Annotated in this window: 22 protein-coding genes and 1 riboswitch; of the genes, 20 read left to right on the top strand and 2 right to left on the bottom strand. The window is 70.8% G+C overall.

The window, feature by feature from the left end; translation table 11 throughout:
* The first annotated feature begins 333 nt into the window (after positions 1 to 333).
* From ACH4SP_RS34885 to ACH4SP_RS34800, 18 genes are all read left to right on the top strand, one after another.
* Positions 334 to 2,109, top strand: a complete 1,776-nt coding sequence (locus ACH4SP_RS34885) for a DUF5941 domain-containing protein (RefSeq protein ID WP_398421221.1) — start codon at positions 334 to 336, stop codon at positions 2,107 to 2,109.
* Entirely contained in the window at positions 2,106 to 2,843 is a 738-nt protein-coding gene (locus tag ACH4SP_RS34880; protein WP_398421071.1) for a sugar phosphate nucleotidyltransferase, read from the top strand. Before ACH4SP_RS34885 ends, ACH4SP_RS34880 begins: the two co-directional genes overlap by 4 nt.
* On the top strand, positions 2,831 to 3,898 hold the full coding sequence (locus ACH4SP_RS34875; protein ID WP_398421070.1) for an iron-containing alcohol dehydrogenase family protein: 1,068 nt from the start codon (positions 2,831 to 2,833) through the stop codon (positions 3,896 to 3,898). Before ACH4SP_RS34880 ends, ACH4SP_RS34875 begins: the two co-directional genes overlap by 13 nt.
* Complete coding sequence (locus ACH4SP_RS34870; protein WP_398421069.1) at positions 3,873 to 4,655, top strand: CDP-alcohol phosphatidyltransferase family protein; 783 nt, start codon at positions 3,873 to 3,875, stop codon at positions 4,653 to 4,655. The genes ACH4SP_RS34875 and ACH4SP_RS34870 overlap by 26 nt, the downstream gene beginning before the upstream one ends.
* Positions 4,656 to 4,705: 50 nt before the next feature.
* Positions 4,706 to 5,551: a glycosyltransferase family 2 protein gene (locus tag ACH4SP_RS34865; protein WP_398421218.1), complete on the top strand. Its 846-nt coding sequence runs from the start codon at positions 4,706 to 4,708 to the stop codon at positions 5,549 to 5,551.
* A 102-nt stretch (positions 5,552 to 5,653) separates the two neighbouring features.
* Positions 5,654 to 6,583 carry an ABC transporter permease gene (locus tag ACH4SP_RS34860; protein WP_398421068.1) on the top strand — a complete coding sequence of 310 codons (930 nt, stop codon included), beginning with the start codon at positions 5,654 to 5,656 and terminating at the stop codon, positions 6,581 to 6,583.
* On the top strand, positions 6,576 to 7,379 hold the full coding sequence (locus ACH4SP_RS34855) for an ABC transporter ATP-binding protein (protein ID WP_398421067.1): 804 nt from the start codon (positions 6,576 to 6,578) through the stop codon (positions 7,377 to 7,379). Before ACH4SP_RS34860 ends, ACH4SP_RS34855 begins: the two co-directional genes overlap by 8 nt.
* 408 nt (positions 7,380 to 7,787) lie before the next feature.
* A complete protein-coding gene (gene hpnC / locus ACH4SP_RS34850; RefSeq protein ID WP_398421065.1) occupies positions 7,788 to 8,690 on the top strand; it encodes a squalene synthase HpnC in 903 nt (300 codons plus the stop codon).
* Positions 8,687 to 9,637 carry a presqualene diphosphate synthase HpnD gene (gene hpnD, locus ACH4SP_RS34845; RefSeq protein WP_398421063.1) on the top strand — a complete coding sequence of 317 codons (951 nt, stop codon included), beginning with the start codon at positions 8,687 to 8,689 and terminating at the stop codon, positions 9,635 to 9,637. Before hpnC ends, hpnD begins: the two co-directional genes overlap by 4 nt.
* Positions 9,638 to 9,809: 172 nt before the next feature.
* Complete coding sequence (gene hpnE / locus ACH4SP_RS34840) at positions 9,810 to 11,222, top strand: hydroxysqualene dehydroxylase HpnE (protein WP_398421061.1); 1,413 nt, start codon at positions 9,810 to 9,812, stop codon at positions 11,220 to 11,222.
* A complete protein-coding gene (locus ACH4SP_RS34835) occupies positions 11,219 to 12,310 on the top strand; it encodes a polyprenyl synthetase family protein (RefSeq protein ID WP_398421060.1) in 1,092 nt (363 codons plus the stop codon). The genes hpnE and ACH4SP_RS34835 overlap by 4 nt, the downstream gene beginning before the upstream one ends.
* 108 nt (positions 12,311 to 12,418) lie before the next feature.
* Positions 12,419 to 14,410 (top strand): squalene--hopene cyclase, encoded by a 1,992-nt coding sequence (gene shc, locus ACH4SP_RS34830; protein ID WP_398421058.1) that lies wholly within the window; start codon positions 12,419 to 12,421, stop codon positions 14,408 to 14,410.
* 49 nt (positions 14,411 to 14,459) lie between these two features.
* The gene (locus ACH4SP_RS34825) at positions 14,460 to 15,125 is read left to right on the top strand and encodes a 1-hydroxy-2-methyl-2-butenyl 4-diphosphate reductase (RefSeq protein WP_398421056.1); all 666 of its coding nucleotides are present in this window, start codon (positions 14,460 to 14,462) and stop codon (positions 15,123 to 15,125) included.
* 5 nt (positions 15,126 to 15,130) lie between these two features.
* Positions 15,131 to 16,153: an adenosyl-hopene transferase HpnH gene (hpnH, locus tag ACH4SP_RS34820; protein WP_398421054.1), complete on the top strand. Its 1,023-nt coding sequence runs from the start codon at positions 15,131 to 15,133 to the stop codon at positions 16,151 to 16,153.
* Between the two features lie 240 nt (positions 16,154 to 16,393).
* Complete coding sequence (dxs, locus tag ACH4SP_RS34815) at positions 16,394 to 18,292, top strand: 1-deoxy-D-xylulose-5-phosphate synthase (RefSeq protein ID WP_398421053.1); 1,899 nt, start codon at positions 16,394 to 16,396, stop codon at positions 18,290 to 18,292.
* Positions 18,293 to 18,297: 5 nt separating this feature from the next.
* On the top strand, positions 18,298 to 19,728 hold the full coding sequence (locus tag ACH4SP_RS34810; protein ID WP_398421051.1) for an aspartate aminotransferase family protein: 1,431 nt from the start codon (positions 18,298 to 18,300) through the stop codon (positions 19,726 to 19,728).
* Positions 19,729 to 19,860: 132 nt separating this feature from the next.
* Entirely contained in the window at positions 19,861 to 20,481 is a 621-nt protein-coding gene (locus tag ACH4SP_RS34805) for a helix-turn-helix domain-containing protein (RefSeq protein WP_398421049.1), read from the top strand.
* Between the two features lies 1 nt (position 20,482).
* Positions 20,483 to 20,740, top strand: coding sequence for a DUF6126 family protein (locus ACH4SP_RS34800; protein ID WP_398421047.1), 258 nt, complete (start codon positions 20,483 to 20,485; stop codon positions 20,738 to 20,740).
* Positions 20,741 to 20,764: 24 nt separating this feature from the next.
* Here ACH4SP_RS34800 and ACH4SP_RS34795 read toward each other — a convergent pair whose 3' ends face one another.
* Complete coding sequence (locus ACH4SP_RS34795) at positions 20,765 to 21,565, bottom strand: tyrosine-protein phosphatase (RefSeq protein WP_398421045.1); 801 nt, start codon at positions 21,563 to 21,565, stop codon at positions 20,765 to 20,767.
* Between the two features lie 310 nt (positions 21,566 to 21,875).
* A riboswitch (cyclic di-AMP (ydaO/yuaA leader) is annotated at positions 21,876 to 22,085 on the top strand.
* Positions 22,086 to 22,089: 4 nt separating this feature from the next.
* Here ACH4SP_RS34795 and ACH4SP_RS34790 point away from each other — a divergent pair.
* The gene (locus ACH4SP_RS34790) at positions 22,090 to 23,088 is read left to right on the top strand and encodes a peptidoglycan DD-metalloendopeptidase family protein (protein WP_398421043.1); all 999 of its coding nucleotides are present in this window, start codon (positions 22,090 to 22,092) and stop codon (positions 23,086 to 23,088) included.
* Between the two features lie 206 nt (positions 23,089 to 23,294).
* Positions 23,295 to 24,086: an SGNH/GDSL hydrolase family protein gene (locus tag ACH4SP_RS34785; RefSeq protein WP_398421041.1), complete on the top strand. Its 792-nt coding sequence runs from the start codon at positions 23,295 to 23,297 to the stop codon at positions 24,084 to 24,086.
* A gap of 113 nt (positions 24,087 to 24,199) precedes the next feature.
* Here the strand turns inward: ACH4SP_RS34785 and ACH4SP_RS34780 are convergent, their stop codons facing one another.
* Positions 24,200 to 25,090 (bottom strand): carbohydrate kinase family protein, encoded by an 891-nt coding sequence (locus ACH4SP_RS34780; RefSeq protein ID WP_398421216.1) that lies wholly within the window; start codon positions 25,088 to 25,090, stop codon positions 24,200 to 24,202.
* Positions 25,091 to 25,152 lie beyond the last annotated feature (62 nt).

The raw sequence follows: 25,152 nt of genomic DNA, 5'->3' as shown, positions 1-25,152 counted from the left end.
AAATGAGCCCAGGTCAGGGCGTTGGGCCGATCACCTCAAGCGGGGCGCGAGCCGGTTGGGAGCGGGGCCAGGGGCACCGCCCCCACGCGCTCCGGCGGGGTCCCGCACGCGGTTTGTGGCGCGGGCCGATGATCGACGATGATGATCGCGGCGGCCGTACGGCCGCCGGGCCCGGCCCCTGCGGAAGCGTGAACGGGCAGTGAAATCCCGCTTCCGATCATCCGATAGCCTCTGCCGATGCCGCCCCGCCCGCCCGTGTGCGGGCGCACCGTGCGGTTTCCGAAGCCGCGCCCGCAGTCATGCACGCAGCCATTGCTCAAGGAGTGAGTTCGTCTGTCGACCGCCATCCTCACCGGCCCGCCGGTACCCGGATCGTCGCTCGAAGGCGATCTGCGTTCGCTGGGCTTCGACGTGCGGTCCGCCGCCGATCCTTCCGAAGCGGCGAAGCTCCTCGACGAGGCGCCCTCCGGTGAGCGCGTCGCCCTCGTCGACCCCCGCTTCGTCGGCCATCTGCACTCGCTGCGCCTGGGCCTGACCGACCCCCGCTTCCCCGCGGCGGCCGTCCCCGGGGCGTTCACCGCCCAGCCCGAGGCGCGCGGCGCGCTCCACCGCGTGCTGCGTACGGCACCGGCGGCGGGCACCCCCGACGCGGTCGCCGCCGCACTCGACGCCGAGGGCGTCGCCGTACAGCGCCCCGAACTCGGTGCCCTCGTCGCCGCCGTCCCGGACGGCCAGGTCTCCCGCACGGAGGCCGAGCAGGCCGTCGCCGCCGTCGACGAAGAGGCGATCCGGCTGCGTACGGCCGTGAAGTCCCGCGACGGGTTCTTCACCACGTACTGCATCAGCCCGTACTCCCGCTACCTCGCCCGCTGGTGCGCACGCCGCGGCTTCACCCCGAACCAGGTCACCACCGCCTCCCTGATCACCGCGCTGATCGCGGCGGGCTGCGCGGCGACCGGCACCCGGGGCGGCTACGTCGCGGCCGGTGTGCTGCTGCTCTTCTCCTTCGTCCTGGACTGCACCGACGGGCAGCTCGCCCGCTACTCGCTGCAGTACTCGACGATGGGCGCCTGGCTCGACGCCACCTTCGACCGCGCCAAGGAGTACGCCTACTACGCGGGCCTCGCCCTCGGCGCGATCCGCGGCGGCGACGACGTATGGGCGCTGGCGCTCGGCGCGATGGTCCTGCAGACCTGCCGGCACGTCGTGGACTTCTCCTTCAACGAGGCCAACCACGACGCCACCGGCAACACCAGCCCCACCGCCGCCCTCTCCGGAAAGCTGGACAGCGTCGGCTGGACGGTCTGGGTGCGCCGGATGATAGTCCTGCCGATCGGTGAGCGCTGGGCCATGATCGCCGTCCTGACGGCCGTCACCACCCCCCGCATCGTCTTCTACGCACTCCTCGTCGGCTGCGCCTTCGCCGCCTGCTACACCACGGCCGGCCGCGTCCTGCGCTCGCTGACCAGGCGCGCCACCCGCACCGACCGGGCCGCGCAGGCGCTGGCGGACCTGGCCGACTCGGGGCCGCTCGCCGAGTCCGTGGCCGCCACCTCCCGGAACGGCCGGGCGGGCGGGGGCTTCCTCGCTCCGGTCCTCGCCTTCGTCGGCGGGACGATCCTGGTGGTGGACGCACTCGTCAACGGCGGCACCTGGACCTTCGTCGGCGCCGCCGTGCTGTACGCCTTCTTCAGCGGCCTCGCCGTCAGGGCCCCCCTCAAGGGCGCGCTCGACTGGCTGGTTCCCCCGATATTCCGGATCGCCGAGTACTGCACGATCCTGATCCTCGCGGTCAAGGCGGACGTCGCTGGGGCGCTGCCCGCGGCGTTCGGGCTGGTCGCGGCGGTCGCCTACCATCACTACGACACGGTGTACCGCATCAAGGGCGGCACCGGCGCGCCGCCGAGCTGGCTGGTGCGCGCGGTCGGCGGCCACGAGGGCCGCACCCTCCTGGTGGCCGTTCTCGCCGCCCTGTCGTCGACCCTCGACTTCCCCCTCGCGCTCACGGTGCTCGCCGTGGCCGTTGCCCTGGTGGTGCTCGCCGAGAGCATCCGTTTCTGGGTCTCCTCGGGAGCACCCGCCGTACACGACGAAGGAGAACCCGCATGATCGGCCTGGTACTGGCGGCGGGCGCCGGACGGCGTCTGCGCCCCTACACCGACACGCTGCCCAAGGCCCTCGTGCCCGTGGACGGTGACACCACCATCCTCGACCTCACGCTCGGCAACTTCGCCGAGATCGGCCTCACCGACGTCGCGATCATCGTCGGCTACCGCAAGGAAGCCGTCTACGAGCGCAAGGCGGCCCTGGAGGCCAAGTACGGCCTGAAGCTCACGCTGATCGACAACGACAAGGCCGAGGAGTGGAACAACGCCTACTCCCTGTGGTGCGGCCGCGACTCGATCCGGCACACCGTGATCCTCGCCAACGGCGACACCGTGCACCCCGTCTCCGTCGAGAAGACCCTGCTCGCCGCCCGCGGCGACGGCAAGAGGATCATCCTCGCGCTGGACACGGTGAAGCAGCTCGCCGACGAGGAGATGAAGGTGATCGTGGACCCCGCCAAGGGCGTCCAGAAGATCACCAAGCTGATGGACCCGGCGACGGCCACCGGTGAGTACATCGGTGTCACCCTCATCGAGGGCGAGGCCGCCGACGAGCTGGCCGACGCCCTGAAGACCACCTTCGAGCGGGACCCCGACCTCTACTACGAGGACGGCTACCAGGAGCTCGTCAACCGCGGCTTCCAGATCGACGTGGCCCCGATCGGTGACGTCAAGTGGGTCGAGATCGACAACCACGACGACCTCGCCAAGGGCCGGGAGATCGCGTGCCTGTACTGACCCGCCTGATCCCCTCGCCGCTCACCGTCGACATCTCCAGGGGCGCCCTGGACGATCTCGCCGGTCTCCTCGCGGACCAGCGGATCTCCGGCTCGGGCTGTCTGGCCATCGCCATCAGCGGCGGTTCGGGCCAGGCCCTGCGCGAGCGCCTGGCCCCGGTCCTGCCGGACGCCGACTGGTACCCGGTGGCCGACGGCACCCTGGACTCGGCGGTCAAGCTCGCCGACGACATCAAGGGCAAGCAGCGCTACGACGCGGTCGTCGGCCTCGGCGGCGGCAAGATCATCGACGTCGCCAAGTACGCGGCGGCCCGCGTCGGCCTGCCCATGGTCGCGGTCGCCACGAACCTCGCCCACGACGGCCTCTGCTCCCCGGTCGCCACCCTCGACAACGACAACGGGCGCGGCTCCTACGGAGTCCCCACCCCGATCGCCGTCGTCATCGACCTCGACGTGATCCGCCAGGCCCCCGACCGTTTCGTACGGTCCGGGATCGGCGACGCCATCTCCAACATCTCCTGCGTCGCCGACTGGGAACTCGCCCACGAGGTGCACGGCGACCCCATCGACGGCCTCGCCGCCGCGATGGCCCGCCAGGCCGGCGAAGCCGTACTCCGCCACCCCGGCACCATCCGCGACGACGCCTTCCTCAAGGTGCTCGCCGAGGGCCTGGTCCTCACCGGCATCTCGATGACCGTCGCCGGCGACAGCCGCCCGGCATCCGGCGCCTGCCACGAGATCAGCCACGCCTTCGACCTGCTCTTCCCCAGGCGGGCCGCCCCGCACGGCGAACAGGTCGCCATCGGCGCCACCTTCGCCATGCACCTGCGCGGCGCCCGGGAGGAGGCCGCGCTCTTCGCCGACGTACTGCGCAGACACGAACTGCCCGTACTGCCGGGCGACATCGGCTTCACCGCCGACGAGTTCGTCCAGGCCGTCGAGTACGCCCCGCAGACCCGTCCGGGACGCTTCACGATCCTGGAACACCTCGACCTGTCCGCAGACCAGATCAGGGACGCTTACGCCGACTATGTCAAGACGACCATCAGTAGCTGAACTCCGTCCCGTCGTTCACCCCGCAGGCGTCAAGGACCGGCGCAGCGGCGAGCACTGGGGCGGGCGCCTGTACATGCGCGAGATCTCCCTGCGCGTCGACCGGTACCTGGTCAACACCCGCATCACCCCCAACCAGCTGACGTACGTGATGACCGTGTGCGGCGTGCTCGCCGCCCCGGCCCTCCTGGTGCCCGGCGTCTGGGGCGCGGTGCTCGGCGTCGTCGCCGTCCAGCTCTACCTGCTCCTCGACTGCGTCGACGGCGAAGTGGCGCGCTGGAAGAAGCAGTTCTCGCTCAACGGGGTCTATCTGGACCGGGTCGGCGCCTACCTGACGGACGCCGCGGTACTGGTCGGCGTCGGCCTGCGCGCCGCCGACCTGTGGGGCACCGGGCGGATCGACTGGCTGTGGGCCTTCCTCGGCACGCTGGCCGCGCTCGGCGCGATCCTGATCAAGGCGGAGACCGACCTCGTCGCCGTCGCCCGCCACCAGGGCGGCAAGCCTCCGGTCGCGGAGTCGGCGAGCGTGCCGCGCTCCTCGAAGATGGCGCTCGCCCGCAAGCTGGCCTCCATGCTCCAGTTCCACCGGCTGATCCTCGGCATCGAGGCGTCGCTGCTGATCCTGGTCCTGGCGGTCTTCGACGCGGTCCGGGACGACCTGTTCTTCACCCGGCTCGGCGTCGCGGTCTTCGCGGGCATCGCGCTGCTCCAGACGCTGCTGCACCTGGTGTCGATCCTCGCCTCCAGCAGGCTCAAGTGAGCGGCGGCCGGGGCGGCACCCCCCTCAAGGTCGGCGCGGTCATCATCACCATGGGCACCCGCCCGGACGACCTGAACGCCCTGATCGACTCCGTCCGCAAGCAGGACGGCGACCCCGTCGACATCGTGGTGGTCGGCAACGGCGCCCCCGTCACCGGCGTCCCCGACGACGTACGCACCGTGGACCTGCCGGAGAACCTCGGCATCCCCGGCGGCCGCAACGTCGGCATCGAGGCCTTCGGCCCCTCCGGCTGCGACGTCGACGTCCTCCTCTTCCTGGACGACGACGGCCTCCTGCCGAACACCGACACCGCCGAGCTGTGCCGCCAGGCCTTCGAGGCGGACCGGCAGCTCGGCATCATCAGCTTCCGCATCGCCGACCCGGACACCGGCGTCACCCAGCGTCGGCACGTCCCCCGGCTGCGCGCCGCGGACCCGATGCGCTCCTCCCGCGTGACGACCTTCCTCGGCGGCGCCAACGCCGTCCGTACGAAGGTGCTCGCGGAGGTCGGCGGACTCCCGGACGAGTTCTTCTACGCGCACGAGGAGACCGACCTGGCCTGGCGGGCCCTCGACGCGGGCTGGATGATCGACTACCGCGCGGACATGGTCCTCAACCACCCCACCACCTCGCCCGCCCGGCACGCGACGTACCACCGCATGGTGGCCCGCAACCGGGTCTGGCTGGCCCGCCGCAACCTGCCCGCCCCCCTGGTGCCCGTCTACGTCGGGGTGTGGCTGCTGCTGACCCTCGCCAGGCGTCCCTCGGGCGAGGCGCTCAAGGCGTGGTTCGGCGGCTTCAAGGAGGGCTGGACGACCCCCGCGGGTCCGCGCCGCCCCATGAAGTGGCGTACGGTATGGCGGCTGACCCGACTGGGCCGACCACCCGTCATCTGACAAGCTCGGGTCGACGAGCACCGGACATGCCCCTGGTACCCGGCCATCCGCGCTCCCGCGCCCGACCGGTTTGCGCATCTTTGAAGACGAAAGTTTCCACTTGTGAGTGACACTTCCCAAGACGGAGCGGTCGCTATGAGCGCCCCTCCCTCTCCCGACGAGGGCCTGACCCCGGCGGAGCTCGCCGCCAAGTACGACCTCTCGGTGAGCGGCGCCCGGCCCGGATTCGCCGAGTACGTACGGCAGTTGTGGGGGCGGCGCCACTTCATCATGGCCTTCTCCTCGGCGAAGCTGGCGGCTCAGTACAGCCAGGCCAAGCTGGGCCAGCTGTGGCAGGTGGCGACCCCGCTGCTCAACGCGCTGGTCTACTTCCTGATCTTCGGGCTGATCCTGAAGGCCGGGCGCGGGATGACCACGGACGTCTACATTCCGTTCCTGGTCACCGGCATCTTCGTGTTCACCTTCACCCAGAGCTCGGCGATGGCGGGCGTGCGGGCCATCTCCGGGAACCTGGGACTGGTGCGGGCGCTGCACTTCCCGCGGGCGTCACTGCCGATCTCGTTCTCGCTGCAGCAGCTCCAGCAGCTGCTGTACTCGATGATCGTGCTGCTGGTGATCGTGGTCTGCTTCGGCAACCTGCCGCGCCTGTCGTGGCTGTTGGTGATCCCGGCGCTGGTGCTCCAGTTCATGTTCAACACCGGCCTGGCGATGATCATGGCGAGGATGGGGGCCAAGACCCCCGACCTGGCCCAGCTGATGCCGTTCATCATGCGGACCTGGATGTACGCCTCCGGCGTCATGTTCAGCATCACGGAGCAGCTGAAGGAGCAGCCGGCCTGGATCGCCGACGTCCTCCAGTGGAACCCGGCAGCCGTCTACATGGACCTCGTCCGCTTCGCGCTGATCGACGGGTACGGGGCGGAGCACCTGCCCCCGCACGTCTGGCTCGCCGCGGTGATCTGGGCGGTGCTCTTCGGAGCGCTCGGCTTCGTGTACTTCTGGAAGGCTGAGGAGCGTTACGGCCGTGGCTGAGGACAACAACGCCGAGGACAACAACCAGGGGCGCGTCCCCACGGTCATCGCAGACGACGTGCACATCGTCTACCGGGTGCACACCGGCGGCGGCGGGAAGGGCGGCGCCACCGCGGCCCTCAACCGCATCGTGCGGGGCAAGAAGGGCCAGGACACCCGCGGTGTCCGCAAGGTGCACGCCGTGCGCGGGGTGTCCTTCACGGCCTACCGGGGCGAGGCCATCGGCCTGATCGGATCCAACGGTTCCGGCAAGTCGACGCTGCTGCGCGCCATCGCGGGCCTGCTGCCCGCCGAGAGCGGCAAGGTCTACACCGACGGCCAGCCCTCGCTGCTCGGCGTCAACGCGGCCCTGATGAACGACCTGACCGGCGAGCGCAACGTCATCCTCGGCGGTCTCGCCATGGGCATGTCGCGCGAGCAGATCCGCGAGCGCTATCAGGACATCGTCGACTTCTCCGGGATCAACGAGAAGGGCGACTTCATCACGCTGCCCATGCGGACCTACTCCTCCGGCATGGCGGCCCGGCTGCGCTTCTCCATCGCGGCGGCCAAGGACCACGACGTCCTGATGATCGACGAGGCCCTGGCCACCGGTGACCGGAAGTTCCAGATCCGCTCCGAGCAGAGAATCCGCGAGCTCCGCAAGGAGGCCGGCACGGTCTTCCTGGTCAGCCACAGCAACAAGTCGATCAGGGACACCTGTGACCGCGTCCTGTGGCTGGAAAAGGGCGAGCTCCTGATGGACGGTCCCACGGAAGAAGTGGTCAAGGCGTACGAGAAGGAAACCGGCAAGTAGCCGGAACCCTTCGGTCGCAGGGCCCCCGCCGGAACCGGCGGGGGCCCTGCGGCTGTGTACTCCGGTAGACGCTCCCTACGGAGCGTCAGAATCCGGCCGATCCGCCAACTGGCCCATTGCAGGGGAAGGTTGGAATGGATTGGAGTGTTGTTGTAATGCGCGCAACACCCCGCGGAGATGCTTCGCGTTGTACAACGTAAGCTGTACCGGTGCTGATTCGCGGCAAGTGGGGCTAATGCCCCCCTGGGGCCCTTGTCCCAGAGCACTCGCCGTCGTCCGAGGGTGGGCGGCGTGTCCGAAATGGGATGTTTTGAGTCAGCAGTGTAGAACGGGAGGTGTGACGGCAATGGCTTGGGAAACACTCCAGCTCCGAGATGCTCTCGCCGTCCTCGTGGAGGGCAGTCGGCGATGACCTCGGTCCGGGACGCGCGCCCCGGCGCCCCCACGCGCACCACCCTCGACAAGGCCGCGGACGAGAACTTCCCCGTGGCGCCCTTCTTCCTGCCCCGCGCCTGGCGCGACGACCTGATGGCGGTGTACGGATACGCCCGCCTGGTCGACGACATCGGCGACGGCGACCTCGCCCCCGGCGGCCGGGACGCCGAACTCCTCGGTCTTGAGGCCGGGCAGAGCGACGACCGGCCCGCCATGCTGGACGCCTTCGAGGCCGACCTGCACCGGGTCTTCGGCGGAACGCCCCGGCACCCGCTGCTCGCGGCCCTCCAGCCGGTCGTCCGCCGCCGCGCCCTCACCCCCGAGCCGTTCCTCGGCCTGATCGAGGCCAACCGGCAGGACCAGACGGTCCGCCGCTACGCCACGTACGAGGAGCTGCTCGCCTACTGCGAGAAGTCGGCCAACCCCGTCGGCCGCCTCGTCCTCGCCCTCACCGGCACCACCAGCCCCGAACGAGTCCGCCGCTCGGACGCCGTCTGCACGGCGCTCCAGATCGTCGAGCACCTCCAGGACGTCGCGGAGGACCTGGCCAGGGACCGCATCTACCTCCCGGCCGAGGACATGGCGCGCTTCCATGTGTCCGAAAATGACCTTGCGGCGCCGAGTGCCAACTCCTCAGTGCGCTCACTGGTCGCATTCGAAGCAGAACGCGCCTCCCGCCTCCTGAATGAAGGCCCCCCACTCGTGGGTAGCGTGCACGGCAGACTGAAGCTTCTGCTGGCCGGTTTCGTCGCCGGTGGCCGCGCCGCCCTCAAGGCGGTACACACCGCCGGATTCGACGTACTCCCTGGACCGCCCAAGCCCACCAAGCTCAGTCTGCTGCGCGAAGTGGGAGCGACTCTGCGAAGAGAGGGGTGAGCCGGACAGTGGAGGGACTCGACGAGATGTCCGCACCGGTACTCGCCGCGTACAGCTACTGCGAGGCGGTGACCGGACAGCAGGCACGCAACTTCGCCTACGGCATCCGGCTGCTGCCCACCGACAAGCGCCACGCGATGTCCGCGCTCTATGCCTTCTCCCGGCGCGTGGACGACATCGGCGACGGCACGCTGCCGCCGGAGGTCAAGGAGAAGCGGCTCGGGGAGACCCGGGCGCTGCTCGCCCGGATCAGCGCCGGAGACATCGAGGACGACGACACCGACCCGGTGGCCGTCGCACTCACCGATGCCGCCCGCCGCTTCCCGATCCCGCTCGGCGGGCTCGACGAGCTGATCGACGGCGTCCTGATGGACGTCCACGAGGCGACGTACGAGACCTGGGACGATCTGAAGGTGTACTGCCGGTGCGTCGCGGGCGCCATCGGCAGGCTGTCGCTCGGCGTGTTCGGCATGCCGTCCGGCGCCCGGGACGCGGACCGCGCCCCCGAGTACGCCGATACGCTCGGCCTCGCCCTGCAGCTCACCAACATCCTGCGGGACGTCCGCGAGGACGCGGGCAACGGGCGGACCTACTTGCCCGCCGAGGACCTCGCCAAGTTCGGCTGCGCGGAGGGCTTCCACAGCTCCACGCCGCCGCCCGGCTCCGACTTCGCAGGCCTCGTGCACTTCGAAGTGCGGCGCGCCCGCACCCTGTTCGCCGAGGGCTACCGGCTGCTGCCGCACCTCGACCGGCGCAGCGGCGCCTGCGTGGCCGCCATGGCGGGCATCTACCGCAGGCTCCTGGACCGCATCGAGCGCGACCCCGAGGCCGTCCTGCGCGGCCGGGTCTCGCTGCCCGGCCGGGAGAAGGCGTACGTTGCCGTGCGCGGACTCTCCGGTCTGGACGCGCGGCACATTTCCCGGCAGACCGCCAGGAGGCGTCCTTGAAGGGGCCAGGGAGAGCGTTTCACGTGAAACCGTGGGATTCGTCGTGCAAGCGGCGGAACCCGGGGAATCCGTGGGATTCGTCGAACCGGTGCGCAACCCTCCGGCGACCTGACGCGTCCCTGACTGCAACGGCCCACTGGGCCTGCTGCACGAACAGTTCGGGGGAGAGCGCATGACACACGACGGCATGCCGTCCGCGCACACCCCGCAGCCACCCGTGCCCACCGCCGTCGTGATCGGCGGCGGCCTCGCCGGAGTCACCGCCGCACTCGAACTCGCGGGTGCCGGCGTGCGCGTCACCCTGCTCGAAGGGCGGCCCCGGCTCGGCGGCCTCGCGTTCTCCTTCCAGCGCGGCGACCTCACCGTGGACAACGGACAGCACGTCTACCTGCGCTGCTGCACCGCCTACCGGTGGTTCCTCGACCGGGTCGAGGGCGCCGAACTCGCGCCGCTGCAGCACCGGTTGGACGTCCCCGTGCTGGACGTCGGCGCACCGAGCGGCCCCCGCCTCGGGCGGCTGCGGCGCACCGCGCTGCCCGTACCGCTGCACCTGGCCGCCAGCCTCGCCACGTACCCGCACCTGTCGCTCGCCGAACGGGCCTCCGTGGGGCGGGCCGCGCTCGCGCTCAAGGGCCTCGACCCGGCAGACCCCGCGCTGGACGACATCGACTTCGCGACCTGGCTCGGGAAGCACGGACAGTCGGACCGCACGATCGAGGCGCTCTGGGACCTGGTCGGCGTGGCCACCCTCAACGTGCGGGCACCGCAGGCCTCGCTGGGGCTCGCCGCGAAGGTCTTCAAGACCGGCCTGCTCTCCGACCCGGGCGCCGCGGACATCGGCTGGGCGCACGTACCGCTGGGCGAACTCCACGACACGCTGGCCCGCAAGGCACTCGACTCGGCGGGGGTGCGCACCGAACTGCGCACCAAGGCCGACTCGCTGTCCCGCACCAAGAGCGGCAGCTGGGTCGTCGAGGCGGGCGGCGAGATGCTCACCGCCGACGCCGTCGTCCTCGCCGTACCGCAGAAGGAGACGCACGGCCTGCTGCCCAAGGGTGCGCTCGACGAGCCCGACCGGCTGCTGGGCATCGGCGTCTCGCCGATCCTCAACGTCCACGTCGTGTACGACCGCAAGGTCCTGCGGAAACCCTTCTTCGCCGCACTCGGCACGCCCGTGCAGTGGGTCTTCGACCGCACCGAGGCGTCCGGGCTGACCGGCGGCGGGCAGTACCTGGCGCTGTCGCAGTCGGACGCGGGCGACGAGATCGACCTGCCGGTCGCGGAGCTGAGGGAGCGCTACCTCCCCGAGCTGGAACGGCTGCTGCCCGCCACGCGCGGCGCCGGGGTGCGGGACTTCTTCGTCACCCGGGAGCGGACCGCGACGTTCGCCCCCACACCCGGCGTCGGGCGCCTGCGCCCCGGGACGCGCACCCGTGCGCCGGGGCTCTACCTGGCCGGCGCGTGGACCGCCACCGGCTGGCCCGCGACCATGGAGGGCGCCGTGCGCAGCGGTCTCGTTGCCGCCGAAGCAGCGCTCTCCACACTCGGCCGCCCCTATGAAATTCCGCCACTGGAGGCGGCATGAGCATCAGCACTGGAACAAGAGGAGAGCCTGTGACCCCGGCGAACCCGGCTGTCGACACCGTGGACATCGCTGCGCTGTTGGAGCGCGGCAGGGCCATGTCCGCCCCGGTGCTGCGTGCCGCCGTGGACCGGCTCGCGCCGCCCATGGACACCGTCGCGGCCTACCACTTCGGGTGGATCGACGCCCAGGGCCGCCCCGTCGACGGCGACGGCGGCAAGGCCGTCCGCCCGGCGCTCGCCCTGCTGTCCGCGGAGGCGGCCGGCGTCGCCGCCGAGGTCGGCGTGCCCGGCGCGGTGGCCGTGGAGCTCGTGCACAACTTCTCACTGCTGCACGACGACCTGATGGACGGCGACGAGCAGCGCAGGCACCGCGACACCGTGTGGAAGGTGCACGGCCCGGCCCAGGCGATCCTCGTCGGCGACGCGCTCTTCGCGCTCGCCAACGAGCTCCTGCTGGAGATCGGCACGGTCGAGGCGGGGCGTGCGACGCGCCGGCTCACCACCGCCACGAGGAAGCTGATCGACGGCCAGGCGCAGGACATCTCGTTCGAGCACCGCGACCGGGTCACCGTCGAGGAGTGCCTGGAGATGGAGGGCAACAAGACCGGCGCCCTCCTCGCCTGCGCCGTCTCCATCGGCGCCGTGCTCGGCGGCGCCGACGACAGGACCGCCGACACCCTGGAGGCGTACGGCTACCACCTCGGCCTCGCCTTCCAGGCCGTCGACGACCTGCTCGGCATCTGGGGCGACCCGGACTCCACCGGCAAGCAGACCTGGAGCGACCTGCGCCAGCGCAAGAAGTCGCTGCCGGTCGTCGCCGCGCTCGCCGCGGGCGGCCCGGCGTCCGAGAAGCTCGGTGAACTGCTGGCCGCGGACGCCGAGTCCCATGACTTCGACACCTTCTCCGAGGAGGAGTTCGCCACCCGGGCGGCCCTCATCGAGGAAGCAGGCGGTCGCGAGTGGACCGCACAGGAGGCCCGCCGCCAGCATGCAGTGGCCATCGAGGCACTGCACGGTGTCGACATGCCGGAGGAGGTACGGGCGCAGCTGACCGCGCTCGCCGACTTCGTGGTCGTACGAAAGAGGTGACGACCACCCGGCGTATATGACTCGCAGTCGCCGCCCGGCGCCCCCCGTGGGTGCCGGGCGACGGAAACCCCAGCACAGCAGATAGTCCAACTGCACGAAGGGGAAACCATGACAGCGACGACCGACGGAAGTTCCGGGGCCGTGGACCCCGGAACGACTGCGGCCAGCCAGACCGATGCACGCTCCACCGCCGCACCCGACGTCATGGACGCCGCGCGGCGGGCCACGGACCGGGCGGTGGGCCATCTGCTCGCCCGGCAGGACGCCCAGGGCTGGTGGAAGGGCGACCTGGAAACCAATGTGTCCATGGACGCCGAAGACCTGCTGCTCCGTCAGTTCCTCGGCATCCAGGACGAGAAGACCGTCCAGGCCGCCGCCCTCTTCATCCGGGGCGAGCAGCGCGACGACGGCACCTGGGCCACTTTTTACGGCGGACCCGGTGACCTCTCCGCCACCATCGAGGCCTACGTCGCCCTCCGGCTGGCCGGGGACCTCCCGGACGAACCGCACATGACCCGGGCCGCGGCCTGGGTGCGCGCCCGCGGCGGGATCGCCGCGAGCCGGGTCTTCACCCGGATCTGGCTGGCGCTCTTCGGCTGGTGGAAGTGGGACGATCTCCCCGAGCTGCCACCGGAGTTGCTCTTTTTTCCCAAGTGGGTCCCTCTCAATATCTACGATTTCGGGTGCTGGGCGCGGCAGACCATCGTGCCGTTGACGGTGGTCTCGGCGAAGCGGCCGGTCCGTCCCGCACCGTTCGCCCTCGACGAGTTGCACACCGATCCGCGCCATCCGAATCCGCCCAAGCGCCTTGCTTCGCCCGCCAGTTGGGACGGCGTCTTCCAGCGGCTCGACAAGGCGCTGCACGTTTATCACCGGTTCGCACCGCCGCCCGTGCGGCGTTCGGCAATGAAGTCCGCCGCACGGTGGATCATCGAGCGGCAGGAGAACGACGGCTGCTGGGGCGGCATCCAGCCGCCCGCCGTGTACTCGCTGATCGCCCTGCATCTCCTTGGTTACGACCTCGAACACCCGGTGATGCGGGCCGGGTTGGAGTCCTTGGACCGGTTCGCGGTCTGGCGCGAGGACGGCTCCCGGATGATCGAGGCCTGTCAGTCCCCGGTCTGGGACACCTGCCTCGCCACCATCGCGCTCGCCGACGCGGGCGTGCCGGCCGACGACCCGGCGCTCGTCAAGGCCGCCGACTGGATGCTCGCCGAGGAGATCGTACGGCCCGGTGACTGGGCGGTGCGCAGGCCGCAACTGGCGCCGGGCGGCTGGGCGTTCGAGTTCCACAACGACAACTATCCCGACATCGACGACACGGCCGAGGTCATCCTCGCGCTGCGCCGGGTCGCCCACCCGGACCGGGAGCGGATAGAGGGAGCCATCGCGCGCGGTGTGCGCTGGAACCTCGGGATGCAGTCCAAGAACGGAGCCTGGGGCGCCTTCGACGCCGACAACACCAGCGCCTTTCCCAACCGGCTGCCGTTCTGCGACTTCGGCGAGGTCATCGACCCGCCGTCCGCGGACGTCACCGCGCACGTCGTGGAGATGCTGGCCGTCGAGGGCAAGGCCCACCACCCGCGCACCCGGCGCGGCATCACCTGGCTGCTCGCCGAACAGGAGCCCAACGGCGCCTGGTTCGGCCGCTGGGGCGTCAACTACGTCTACGGCACGGGGTCGGTGGTGCCCGCCCTCACCGCCGCCGGACTGCCGGTGTCGCACCCCGCGATCCGACGGGCGGTGACCTGGCTGGAGTCCGTGCAGAACGACGACGGCGGCTGGGGCGAGGACCTGCGCTCCTACAAGGAAGCAGACTGGGCGGGACACGGGGTGTCCACCGCCTCACAGACGGCCTGGGCGCTCCTCGCGCTGATCGCGGCGGGGGAGAGCGGCTCCAAGGCCACCGAGCGGGGCGTCGCCTGGCTCGCCGAGACCCAGCTCCCGGACGGCTCCTGGGACGAGCCGTACTTCACCGGCACCGGGTTCCCCTGGGACTTCTCCATCAACTACCACCTGTACCGGCAGGTGTTCCCGCTCACCGCACTCGGCCGGTACGTCCACGGGGAACCCGTGTTCCCCACTTCCCGGGCCACCTGACCAACCCGGACCAGGCAAGACACCCGCAACGCCCGCTGAGGGGGCTGAATTGACCCGAACCCCGGGTTCAGCTGGACCCGGCAGTACCAAGCCGCTGCTGATCGCCTGCGCGCTCGGCATCGAACGCCTCGCCCTGCGCGGCGGCGACCGCAGCGGCGCCGCGGGACCCGTCCTCGTACTCCGTACGGGGATGGGTGCGGAAGCGGCCGACTACGCGGTCGCCCGCACGCTCGGCGAAGCGGGCCCGGTCCGGGACGCGGCAGTCGTCGCGTCCGGGTTCTGCGCCGGGCTCGCGGACGGCATGCACCCCGGTGACGTGGTCGTCGCCACCGAGACCCGCGACAGCCGCGGCTCCACCGCCTGTACGGACGTGGAGCTGCTCGCCGACGCGGTGGCCAGAGCACTGCCGGGACGGGCGGTCCACACCGGGCCGCTGGTCGGCAGCGACCACGTCGTACGCGGCACGGCCGAACGGGCCGCGCTGCGGGCCACCGGGGCGGTCGGCGTGGACATGGAGTCCGCAGCGACCCTCGCCGGGGCCCTGCGGGTCGGGCCCCGGCCCGTGGCCGCCGTCCGGGTGGTCGTGGACGCCCCCGGGCACGAACTCGTTCGACTCGGCACGCTCGGCGGAGGAATATCGGCCTTCCGTGTTCTTCGCCAAGTACTGCCCGCGTTCTATGAATGGCACCGTTCTTTGTTGCTCCCCAGGAGGTGAGCCAGATGGCAATGCCGCTCCGTCAGACCATCAGGGTCGGGACGTATCTCTTCGAACAGAAGCTCCGCAAACGCGAGAAGTTCCCGCTGATCGTCGAGCTGGAACCGCTCTTCGCGTGCAACCTCAAGTGCGAGGGCTGTGGAAAGATCCAGCATCCGGCCGGGGTGCTGAAACAGCGCATGCCGGTGGCGCAGGCCGTGGGGGCGGTGCTCGAATCGGGCGCCCCGATGGTCTCCATCGCCGGTGGCGAACCGCTGATGCACCCTCAGATCGACGAGATCGTGCGGCAGTTGGTGGCGAAGAGGAAATACGTCTTCCTCTGCACGAACGCCATGCTGCTGCGGAAGAAGATCGAGAAGTTCACGCCGTCGCCGTACTTCGCCTTCACCGTGCACATCGACGGGCTGCGCGAGCGGCACGACGAGTCGGTCGCGAAGGAAGGCGTTTTCGACGAGGCGGTGGAAGCGATCAAGGAGGCCAAGCGGCGCGGCTTCCGGGTGACCACCAACTCGACCTTCTTCAACACCGACACCCCCCAGAACATCATCGAGGTGCTCAACTACCTCAATGACGACCTGGAGGTGGACGAGATGATGATCTCGCCCGCCTACGCCTACGAGAAGGCCCCCGACCAGGAGCACTTCCTGGGCGTCGAGCAGACCAGGGAGCTCTTCAAGAAGTCGTTCGCCGGGGGGAACCGGAAGAAGTGGCGGCTGAACCACTCGCCGCTCTTCCTGGACTTCCTGGAGGGCAAGGCCGACTTCCCGTGCACCGCTTGGGCGATCCCGAACTACTCCCTGTTCGGCTGGCAGCGGCCCTGCTACCTGATGAGCGACGGGTACGTACCGACGTACCGGCAGCTCATCGAGGAGACCGACTGGGAGAAGTACGGGCGCGGCAAGGACCCGAGGTGCGCGAACTGCATGGCGCACTGCGGGTACGAGCCCACGGCCGTCCTCGCCACCATGGGCTCGCTCAAGGAGTCCATCCGGGCCGCCCGCGAGACCGTCGCCGGAAACCGCGGGTGAGGTGAGAGCGCCGGAGCGCCGGTGAGACCGGTGCTCCCCGTGCCGCCGGCCCGACCGCTCGCGACGCGCCGCACCCCGCGGCGCGTCCGGGTCGGGCCGGCGGCGGTCGGCGGGACGCGGCCGCACACGGTGCGGCCGACGGGGCGACGGCCCGGTCCGACGGCATGGAGGACGCCGGGGAGCCCTCGGGCCGGCCCGGCGTCACGGTGAGCCGAACAGTAATCCGAGAGGGGGCCGAACGTGGCGATCTTGGAAGGTATCCGGGGTCCGCGGGACCTGAAGGCGCTGGACGAAGAAGAGCTCGTCGAACTGGCCGAGGAGATCCGGCAGTTCCTGATTCACGCGGTGGCCAGGACCGGGGGCCATCTCGGCCCCAATCTCGGCGTGGTGGAGCTGACGATCGCGCTGCACCGCGTCTTCGAGTCGCCGGTCGACCGGATCCTGCTGGACACCGGCCACCAGTCCTATGTGCACAAGTTGTTGACGGGCCGTCAGGACTTCTCGAAGCTGCGCGGCAAGGGCGGCCTGTCCGGCTATCCGTCGCGCGAGGAGTCGGTGCACGACGTCATCGAGAACTCGCACGCGTCGACCGTCCTCGGCTGGGCGGACGGGCTGGCCAAGGCCAACCAGGTGCTGGGACGGCCCGACCACGTCGTGGCGGTCATCGGCGACGGGGCACTGACCGGCGGCATGGCGTGGGAGGCGCTCAACAACATCGCCGCCGCCAAGGACCGGCCGCTGATCATCGTCGTCAACGACAACGAACGGTCGTACGCGCCCACCATCGGCGGGCTCGCGAACCACCTGGCGACGCTGCGCACCACGGACGGCTACGAGCGGTTCCTGTCCTGGGGCAAGGAACTGCTGCAGCGCACCCCGGTCGTCGGACAGCCGCTGTACGAATCGCTGCACGGCGCCAAGAAGGGGTTCAAGGACGCCTTCGCACCGCAGGGCATGTTCGAGGACCTGGGGCTGAAGTACGTCGGACCGATCGACGGGCACGACGTGGCGGCGATGGAGTCCGCGCTGCGGCGCGCCAAGCGCTTCCACGGTCCCGTGCTGGTGCACTGCCTCACCCAGAAGGGCCGCGGGTACGCCTTCGCCGAGCAGGACGAGGCCGACCGGTTCCATGCGGTGGGGGCGATGGACCCGCTGACCTGCGAGCCGCTGTCGCCGTCCAACGGGCCTTCGTGGACCTCGGTGTTCGGGGACGAGATGGTGAAGGTCGGGGCGGAGCGGCCCGACGTGGTGGCGCTGACCGCGGCGATGCTGCATCCGGTGGGGCTGACCAAGTTCGCCGCGGCGTATCCCGACCGGGTCTGGGACGTGGGCATCGCCGAGCAGCACGGTGCGGTGTCGGCGGCGGGTCTGGCGACCGGCGGCCTGCATCCGGTGTTCGCGGTGTACGCGACATTCCTCAACCGTGCCTTCGACCAGGTTCTGCTGGACGTCGCCCTCCACAAGTGCGGTGTGACGTTCGTACTCGACCGGGCCGGCGTGACCGGCGCCGACGGGCCCTCGCACAACGGCATGTGGGACATGTCGATCCTCCAGGTGGTGCCGGGCCTGCGGATCGCCGCACCGCGCGACGCCGTACAGCTGCGGGCGCAGCTGCGGGAGGCGGTCGCGGTCGACGACGCACCGACCGTGGTGCGCTTCCCCAAGGAGTCGGTGGGTCCCGAGTACCCGGCGGTGGACCGGGTCGGCGGCCTCGACGTGCTGCACCGGGACGAGGACCCCGAGGTGCTGCTGGTCTCGGTCGGCGCGTTCGCGGGAGTGTGCCTGCAGACCGTGGAGCTGCTCAAGGAGCGGGGCATCCGGTGCACCGTCGTCGACCCGCGCTGGGTGAAGCCGGTCGACCCGGCCCTCGCACCGCTCGCCGCCCTGCACTCGCTGGTGGCGGTCGTGGAGGACAACTCCCGGGCGGGAGGCGTCGGTTCGGCGGTCGGCCAGGCGCTGCGGGACGCCTCCGTCGACGTACCGCTGCGGACGTTCGGCATTCCGGAGCAGTTCCTCGCGCACGCCAAGCGCGGTGAAGTACTGGCCGACATCGGGCTCACGCCCGTCGAGATCGCGGGGCGCATCGGTGCCGCCCTCACTCCGTACGCATCCGACCGACCGGTGGAGAAGGAGAACTGACAGCAATGACAGAGGACGCGCCCAAGGACCTCGGGGCCGCAGGGAGCTCCGGCCGCAAGGGCTTCGACCTGGCAGGGCTGCTCGCCGCACGCGGCGGGGAGCGGTACGAGCTGCACACGCGGTACCTCAACCACCAACTGCCGCGCATGCTGCACACGATCGGCTTCGACCGGGTCTACGAGCGGGCCGAGGGCGCGTACTTCTGGGACGCCGACGGCAACGACTACCTCGACATGCTGGCCGGCTTCGGGGTGATGGGGCTGGGCCGCCACCACCCCGTCGTGCGCAAGGCCCTGCACGACGTGCTCGACGCGTCGCTCGCGGACCTGACCCGCTTCGACTGCCAGCCGCTGCCGGGACTGCTCGCGGAGAAGCTCCTCGCGCACAGTCCGCACCTGGACCGGGTGTTCTTCGGCAACAGCGGGACCGAAGCGGTCGAGACCGCGCTGAAGTTCGCCCGTTACGCGACCGGGAAGCCGCGGATCCTGTACTGCGCGCACGCCTTCCACGGGCTGACCACCGGCTCGCTCTCGGTCAACGGGGAGAGCGGATTCCGGGACGGCTTCGCCCCCCTGCTGCCCGACACGGCGATCGCCATGGGCGATCTGGCCGCGCTGGAGAGGGAGTTGAAGCGCGGCGACGTCGCGGGCTTCGTCGTGGAGCCGATCCAGGGGAAGGGGGTGCGCGAGACGCCGCCCGGTTTCCTGCGCGCCGCCCAGGAACTGCTGCACCAGCACAAGGCACTGCTGATCGCCGACGAGGTGCAGACAGGCCTCGGGCGGACCGGGGACTTCTACGCGTACCAGCACGAGGACGGCGTCGAGCCGGACCTGCTGTGCGTCGCCAAGTCGCTGTCCGGCGGGTACGTGCCGGTCGGGGCGACCCTCGGCAAGGACTGGATCTTCAAGAAGGTGTACTCGTCGATGGACCGGGTGCTCGTCCACTCGGCCAGCTTCGGGTCCAACGCACAGGCGATGGCCGCCGGGCTCGCGGTGCTGACGGTGATGGAGGACGAGGAGGTCGTCGCGAACGCCCGGCGGACCGGCGAGCTGCTGAAGTCACGGCTGGCCGCGCTGATCGACCGGTACGAGCTGCTGCACGACGTGCGCGGGCGCGGACTCATGATCGGCATCGAGTTCGGCCGTCCGCAGTCGTTCAAGCTGCGCGGCCGCTGGGCCATGCTGCAGGCCGCCCGCAAGGGGCTCTTCGCGCAGATGGTCGTCGTGCCGCTGCTCCAGAAGCACCGGATCCTGACGCAGGTCTCCGGCGACCACCTCGAAGTGATCAAGCTGATCCCGCCGCTGACCGTGGGGGAGAAGGAGGTCGACCGCTTCGTCGAAGCGTTCACCGCGGTGATGGACGACGCACACGGCGGCGGTGGCCTGATGTGGGACTTCGGCAGGACACTGGTGAAGCAGGCGGTCGCCAACCGGTGAGGCGCCCGGCGGCCCGCGGGCCGGCGAGAGGTACCCGGCGGCTCGCGGACCGGTGAGCCGTACGGCCCGAAGGTTTTTGCCTCTGAGGCAAGAAGTTTGCCTCAGAGGCAATCCTTCTGGCTCAATGGATCCATGACGCCACGCCTCGACGAGGCGGTCGAAGGCTCGGGCGAGGGCCCGGGTGACATGCCTCCGGTCGCCCCCCACCTGCGCGAACTCCGCCGCCGCAGCGGTCTCACCCTGGAGGCGGCGGCCCGCCGCGCCTCGCTCTCGCCCGCGCACCTCTCCCGGCTGGAGACCGGCCGGCGCCAGCCCTCGCTGCCGATGCTGCTCGCGCTCGCCCGTATCTACGGTACGACCGTCTCCGAACTGCTCGGCGAGACCACCGGCGACCGGGACGCCGTCCTGCGGGCCGGGGACATGTCCGCGCGCGAGGCCGACGGCTGGACGTACCGGCAGGCGGGCGGCTCCGGGCGGGCCATGCAGGCCCTGCGGGTGCACGTCCCGCACGCGGCCCAGGGCGATCTCGTCCGCGTGCACCCGGGGGAGGAGTGGCTGTACGTCCTCGAAGGGCGGCTGCGGCTCGTCCTCGGAGAGACCGTCCACCTCCTGGACGAGGGCGACAGCGCCCACTTCGACTCGCTCACCCCGCACCGGATCACCTCGGTGACGCCGGCCGGGGCCGAGCTGCTTTTCGTCCACACACTGATGCAGAGCACCGTCGCCGGGCTCTGCCTGCCCCAGGAGTCATGAGATGCCGGATCTCACCGAGTCACAGACTGCTGCGATGGCCGCGATCGCCAGGGCCGCCCAGGAGGCGGCCCACGACGAGAACTCCAGGACCAGTAAGAAGGCCGACTGGAACGACGGCGCGGGGAAGTCCGGCGTGCTCGGCTTCGTCGAGGACAGGGCGCCGCGCGGGCTGGTGCTGCGCGTCTTCCTGTACGTCGCCGTGGGCCACGCCTTCGCGGCCTTCATCTACCTGCTGTTCACGCTCGGCGGTGAGGGCTGAGCGGGTGCTGCGCGGCGGTGCGCGTCACTCGGTGAGCCGCTCGCGCAGTGCCTCGCGCGTCCCCTGCGTGAGCTTGAGGCCCTGCGTCAGATACGTGTCGGTGTCGCCCCAGGTGTCCGCGATGACGGTGAAGGCGGCCTCCAGGTAGCTGGCGCGGGCGTCGAAGAGCGGCGCGAGCAGGCCCATCACCTCGGCGTTCATCGCCTCGGGGGAGTCGCTGCCGCGGCGCACCTTGTAGCGCCGGTGCGGGTCGTTCGACTTCACGTAGTCCGCCACGATCGCCTCGCGCTCGACGCCCACCGCCAGGAGCGTCACCGCGATGGCCAGGCCCGCCCGGTCCTTGCCCGCCGCACAGTGCATCAGTGCGGGCACGCTGTCCTCGGCGAGGGCGTGCAGCACCCGGCTGTGCTCGGCCGTTCGCTCCACGATCATCCGCCGGTACGAGCCCGTCATACGGGCGGCTGCCTTGCCGTCGTCGAGGATCTCGCGCAGCTGGTCGATGTTGCCGTCGCGCACCATCCGCCAGAACTCGGTGCCGTCCGCCGGGTCGCTGAGCGGGATGTTCACGTTCCGCACGCCGGTGAGCGCGACGTCCGGGCCCTCCAGCTTCTGGTCCGCGGCATTGCGGAAGTCGAAGATCGTGTGCAGCGCGAGCGAGTCGAAGAACACCGTGTCCGCCTCGGTGGCGTGCGCCAGGTGACCGCTGCGGAAGAGCCGTCCGTACCGCGTCGACCGGCCGTCCACCGTCGGCAGCCCGCCGACGTCCCGGAAGTTCCGTACACCTGCCAGGTCGGGCTCGGCCGACGGCGATGCCTGCTGCGTCACGAGTGCTCCTCACGCGGTCGTTCGCCGGGGCGAAGCGCACCGGCCGGGCACGGACCGACGATACGACATGACGGGTCAAAATAGGTGCCTAAGGCACCCACCTGGCCCCGGGGCGGGGGCGAGTGAGCAGAATCATAGGGCGGGGCTGCCGGGAACTGCCGGGGCGTCAAAGGCCAGGTCAGGGGCGGGAGATGGCGGAAGTGACGGGTGCGGCGCAGCGGGAGAACCGTGGAGAAGGAGTGCTGAGGGGAAGGAGAAGAAGGGAACGGCTTGTTCGGGAGGTCCGCACTCGCCTAGGTTCACCGTCAATCCGGGTGGACCGCCGAATCCTGCCACCGCCCGGAATCCGCACCCATGACTTCTTCGTGTGGCAGGAGCGGGGGACCCAGGTAGTACGCCGGCACCGGAAGCGCTCCATCCTCCGGTACGGCTAGGGGTGAAGTCGTGCTCTTCAGGGAGCGCGGCCGGGCATCTCCAGCCCGAACCCGACAGCTCACCTCGCAGGCGCCGGAGAGGAATCCGTCATGCCTGCAAAGGGTAAGCACCGCCGCCCCAAGTCCAGTTCGTCGCTCACCCGCGGCTTCGTCGCCGCCGGTACGGGCGGTGCGGCACTGGCGCTCCCGCTGATCGGGGCCACGGGGGCGCACGCCGCCGACAAGGCTGCGGCTCCCGTCGCGCTGCCGCAGAAGGCGCCGCTGCAGCAGGTGCCCCAGCAGCGGACGGCGGAGCGCCCGGCCGCCGCGCCGCAGGCCGACTCCAAGAAGACCGACACCCGTACGTACTCCGTGGTGACCGGCGACAACCTGTCGAAGATCGCCGCGGAGGAGAACGTGCGCGGCGGCTGGCAGAAGCTGTACACGGACAACAAGTCGGTCGTCGGCGACGACCCTTCGATGATCTTCCCCGGTCTGAAGCTCACCCTCGGCGGCAAGGCGCCCGCGGGCTCGGGCAGCGCCGGTGGGGCGAAGGCCACGGCGCCCGCCCCGCAGAAGCAGGCCGACCGCACGGAGCGCACCGAGCGTACGGAACAGCGCGTCGAGCAGCGCACGGAGCAGCGCACCGAGAAGCGTGCGGAGCAGCGCACCCAGAAGCGGGTCGAGCGGCAGCAGAGCTCCGGTTCCGGCTTCTCCGCGCCCGTCCCGTCCGGCGTCTCCACCCCGTACCGCGCCTCCGGCGGCAGCTGGTCCAGCGGCTACCACACCGGTGTCGACTTCCGGGCCTCCTCCGGCACGCCGGTCAAGGCCGTCGGTGCGGGCACCGTCGTCTCCGCCGGCTGGGGCGGCGCGTACGGCAACGAGATCGTCATCAAGCACAACGACGGCCGCTACTCGCAGTACGCCCACCTGTCCGCGCTGAACGTCCGCTCCGGCCAGAGCGTCTCCGGCGGCCAGCAGATCGGCTACTCCGGCTCCACCGGAAACTCCACGGGACCGCACCTGCACTTCGAGATCCGCACCGGCCCGGGATACGGCTCGGACATCGACCCGCTGGGCTACCTCCGCAGCAACGGCGTCCCGGTCTGACCGCACGCCGACGGCGGGCTTCGGCCCTTCCGGCACACGGTTTTTCTCGCCCCCGCACCGGTCCCGGTGCGGGGGCGAGCCCCGTTCTCGCGGCATCACCTGCGTATTCCGGGTTGAATGAATCTTGACCGGTGGTATATCTCACCCTCCGTCAACCCCTCCCTACGGTGGCGTAAGTCACTTGCGGAAGTGAAGGATGTGTCGACGTGGCAGACGATTCGAGATCATTCAGCACAGGCACCATCGGGTCGTACGCGGCGATCGGGGACAGCTTCACCGAAGGGGTCGGAGACCCTGGCCCCGACGGTGCGTTCACCGGGTGGGCCGACCGGCTTGCCGTCCTCCTGGACGACCGGGTACCCGAGCACACCTTCCGATACGCGAACCTCGCCGTACGCGGCAAGCTCCTCGACCAGATCGTGGCCGAGCAGGTCCCGCGGGCCAAGGAGCTCGCCCCCGACCTGGTCAGCTTCTGTGCGGGCGGCAACGACATCATCCGGCCCGGCACCGACCCCGACGACGTCGCCGAGCGCTTCGAGAAGGCCGTCGCCGACCTCACGTCGGCGGTCGGCACGGTCATGATCACCACGGGCTTCGACACCCGGGGCGTCCCCGTACTGCGCCATCTGCGCGGCAAGGTCGCCACGTACTCGGCGCACGTACGGTCCATCGCCGACCGCTACGACTGCCCGGTCCTCGACCTGTGGTCGCTGAAGTCCGTGCAGGACCGGCGGGCCTGGGACTCCGACCGGCTGCACCTCTCGCCCGAGGGGCACACCCGGGTCGCGCTGCGGGCCGGTCAGGTGCTCGGCCTGGACATCCCGGCCGACCCCGACCAGCCGTGGCCGCCGATGGCGCCGCGCGGCAGGCTCGAAGCGCGCCGCGACAACATCGACTGGGCCCGCGAGCACCTGGTGCCGTGGATCGGCCGACGGCTGCGCGGCGAGAGCTCCGGGGACCACGTCGAGGCCAAGCGGCCCGACCTGCTGCCTCTCTGACGGAGAGTCGGGCCCGGCCCTCCGGGGGGGGAAGGCCGGGCCGCGGGGGCCCGGGGCGCTTCCCTGACGGAGGGTCAGGCCTGCGGCCGCGCGGGTTCGGCGAGCACGGAGGGTCAGGCCTGCGGCCCCGCGGGTTCGGCGAGCAGCGCGTCCGGGCCGATCAGGGACGTGTTGCCGGGGACGGTGCAGGCGTACGCCCCGGCCAGCGCGCCGAGCCGGGCGCACTCCTCCAGGCTCCGGCCTGCCAGGCGCCCGTACAGGAACCCGGAGACATACGCGTCGCCCGCACCGTTGGAGTCCACCACCGGAGCGGGCGGGACGGTCGCCGGGACCGGACGCGGAGTGCTGCCGCCGTCGCGGGTCAGCAGGTACGAGCCGCCCGCGCCCGCCGTCGCGATGACCGCCCCGGCCCGGCCCTCGCGCAGGATCTCCCGCATCAGGTCGCCGATCCGCTCGCCCGCACCCGCCGCGCTGAGGAACACCAGGTCGGCGCGGAGCGCGAAGGCACGGTGGTGCTCGTCGGCCCCGTCCCAGTCGTGCAGGTCGGTGGAGAACGGGACGCCGGTCGCCACGAGGTCGTCCAGGAGATGGCGGGCGAAGCCCATGATGGAGACGTGCACATGCCGGGCACGACGCACGTGCGGCAGACAGAAGTCGGCCGGCATCCGCAGGTCATCGGGGTCACGGGCGTCGTAGAACGACATCCGACGGCCCGTCGCATCCACCAGATTGACGGCGCGACGGGTGCCCGCTGGCGAGATCAGCGGCTCGAAGTCCACGCCGCCCTTGGCCAGCCGCTCCCGGACCTGGCCGCCGATCCAGTCGTCGCCGATGACGTCCAGGAACTTCACGCCGAGCCCCAGCGCCTGGCAGCCCAGCGCCACGTTGCCGCCCGTGTGCCCCGGCCACTCGCTGATGGGGGAGACCCCGACCGAGTCCGCGAGGGGCACCGGCAGCGCGTCCACCCGCACCACCGTGTCGACCCCGCTGCCGCCGAGCACCAGGACGTCGTACGCGTGCTGCCCGGCAGTGCTCTCCCCGTCCGGACCGTCCTGCTGCTGCCCCT

This window comes from Streptomyces sp. NPDC021093, assembly GCF_044333135.1.
GTDB lineage: Bacteria > Actinomycetota > Actinomycetes > Streptomycetales > Streptomycetaceae > Streptomyces.
Note: the sequence above shows the minus strand (reverse complement) of the source record. Positions and strands in the feature narration are given on the sequence as shown.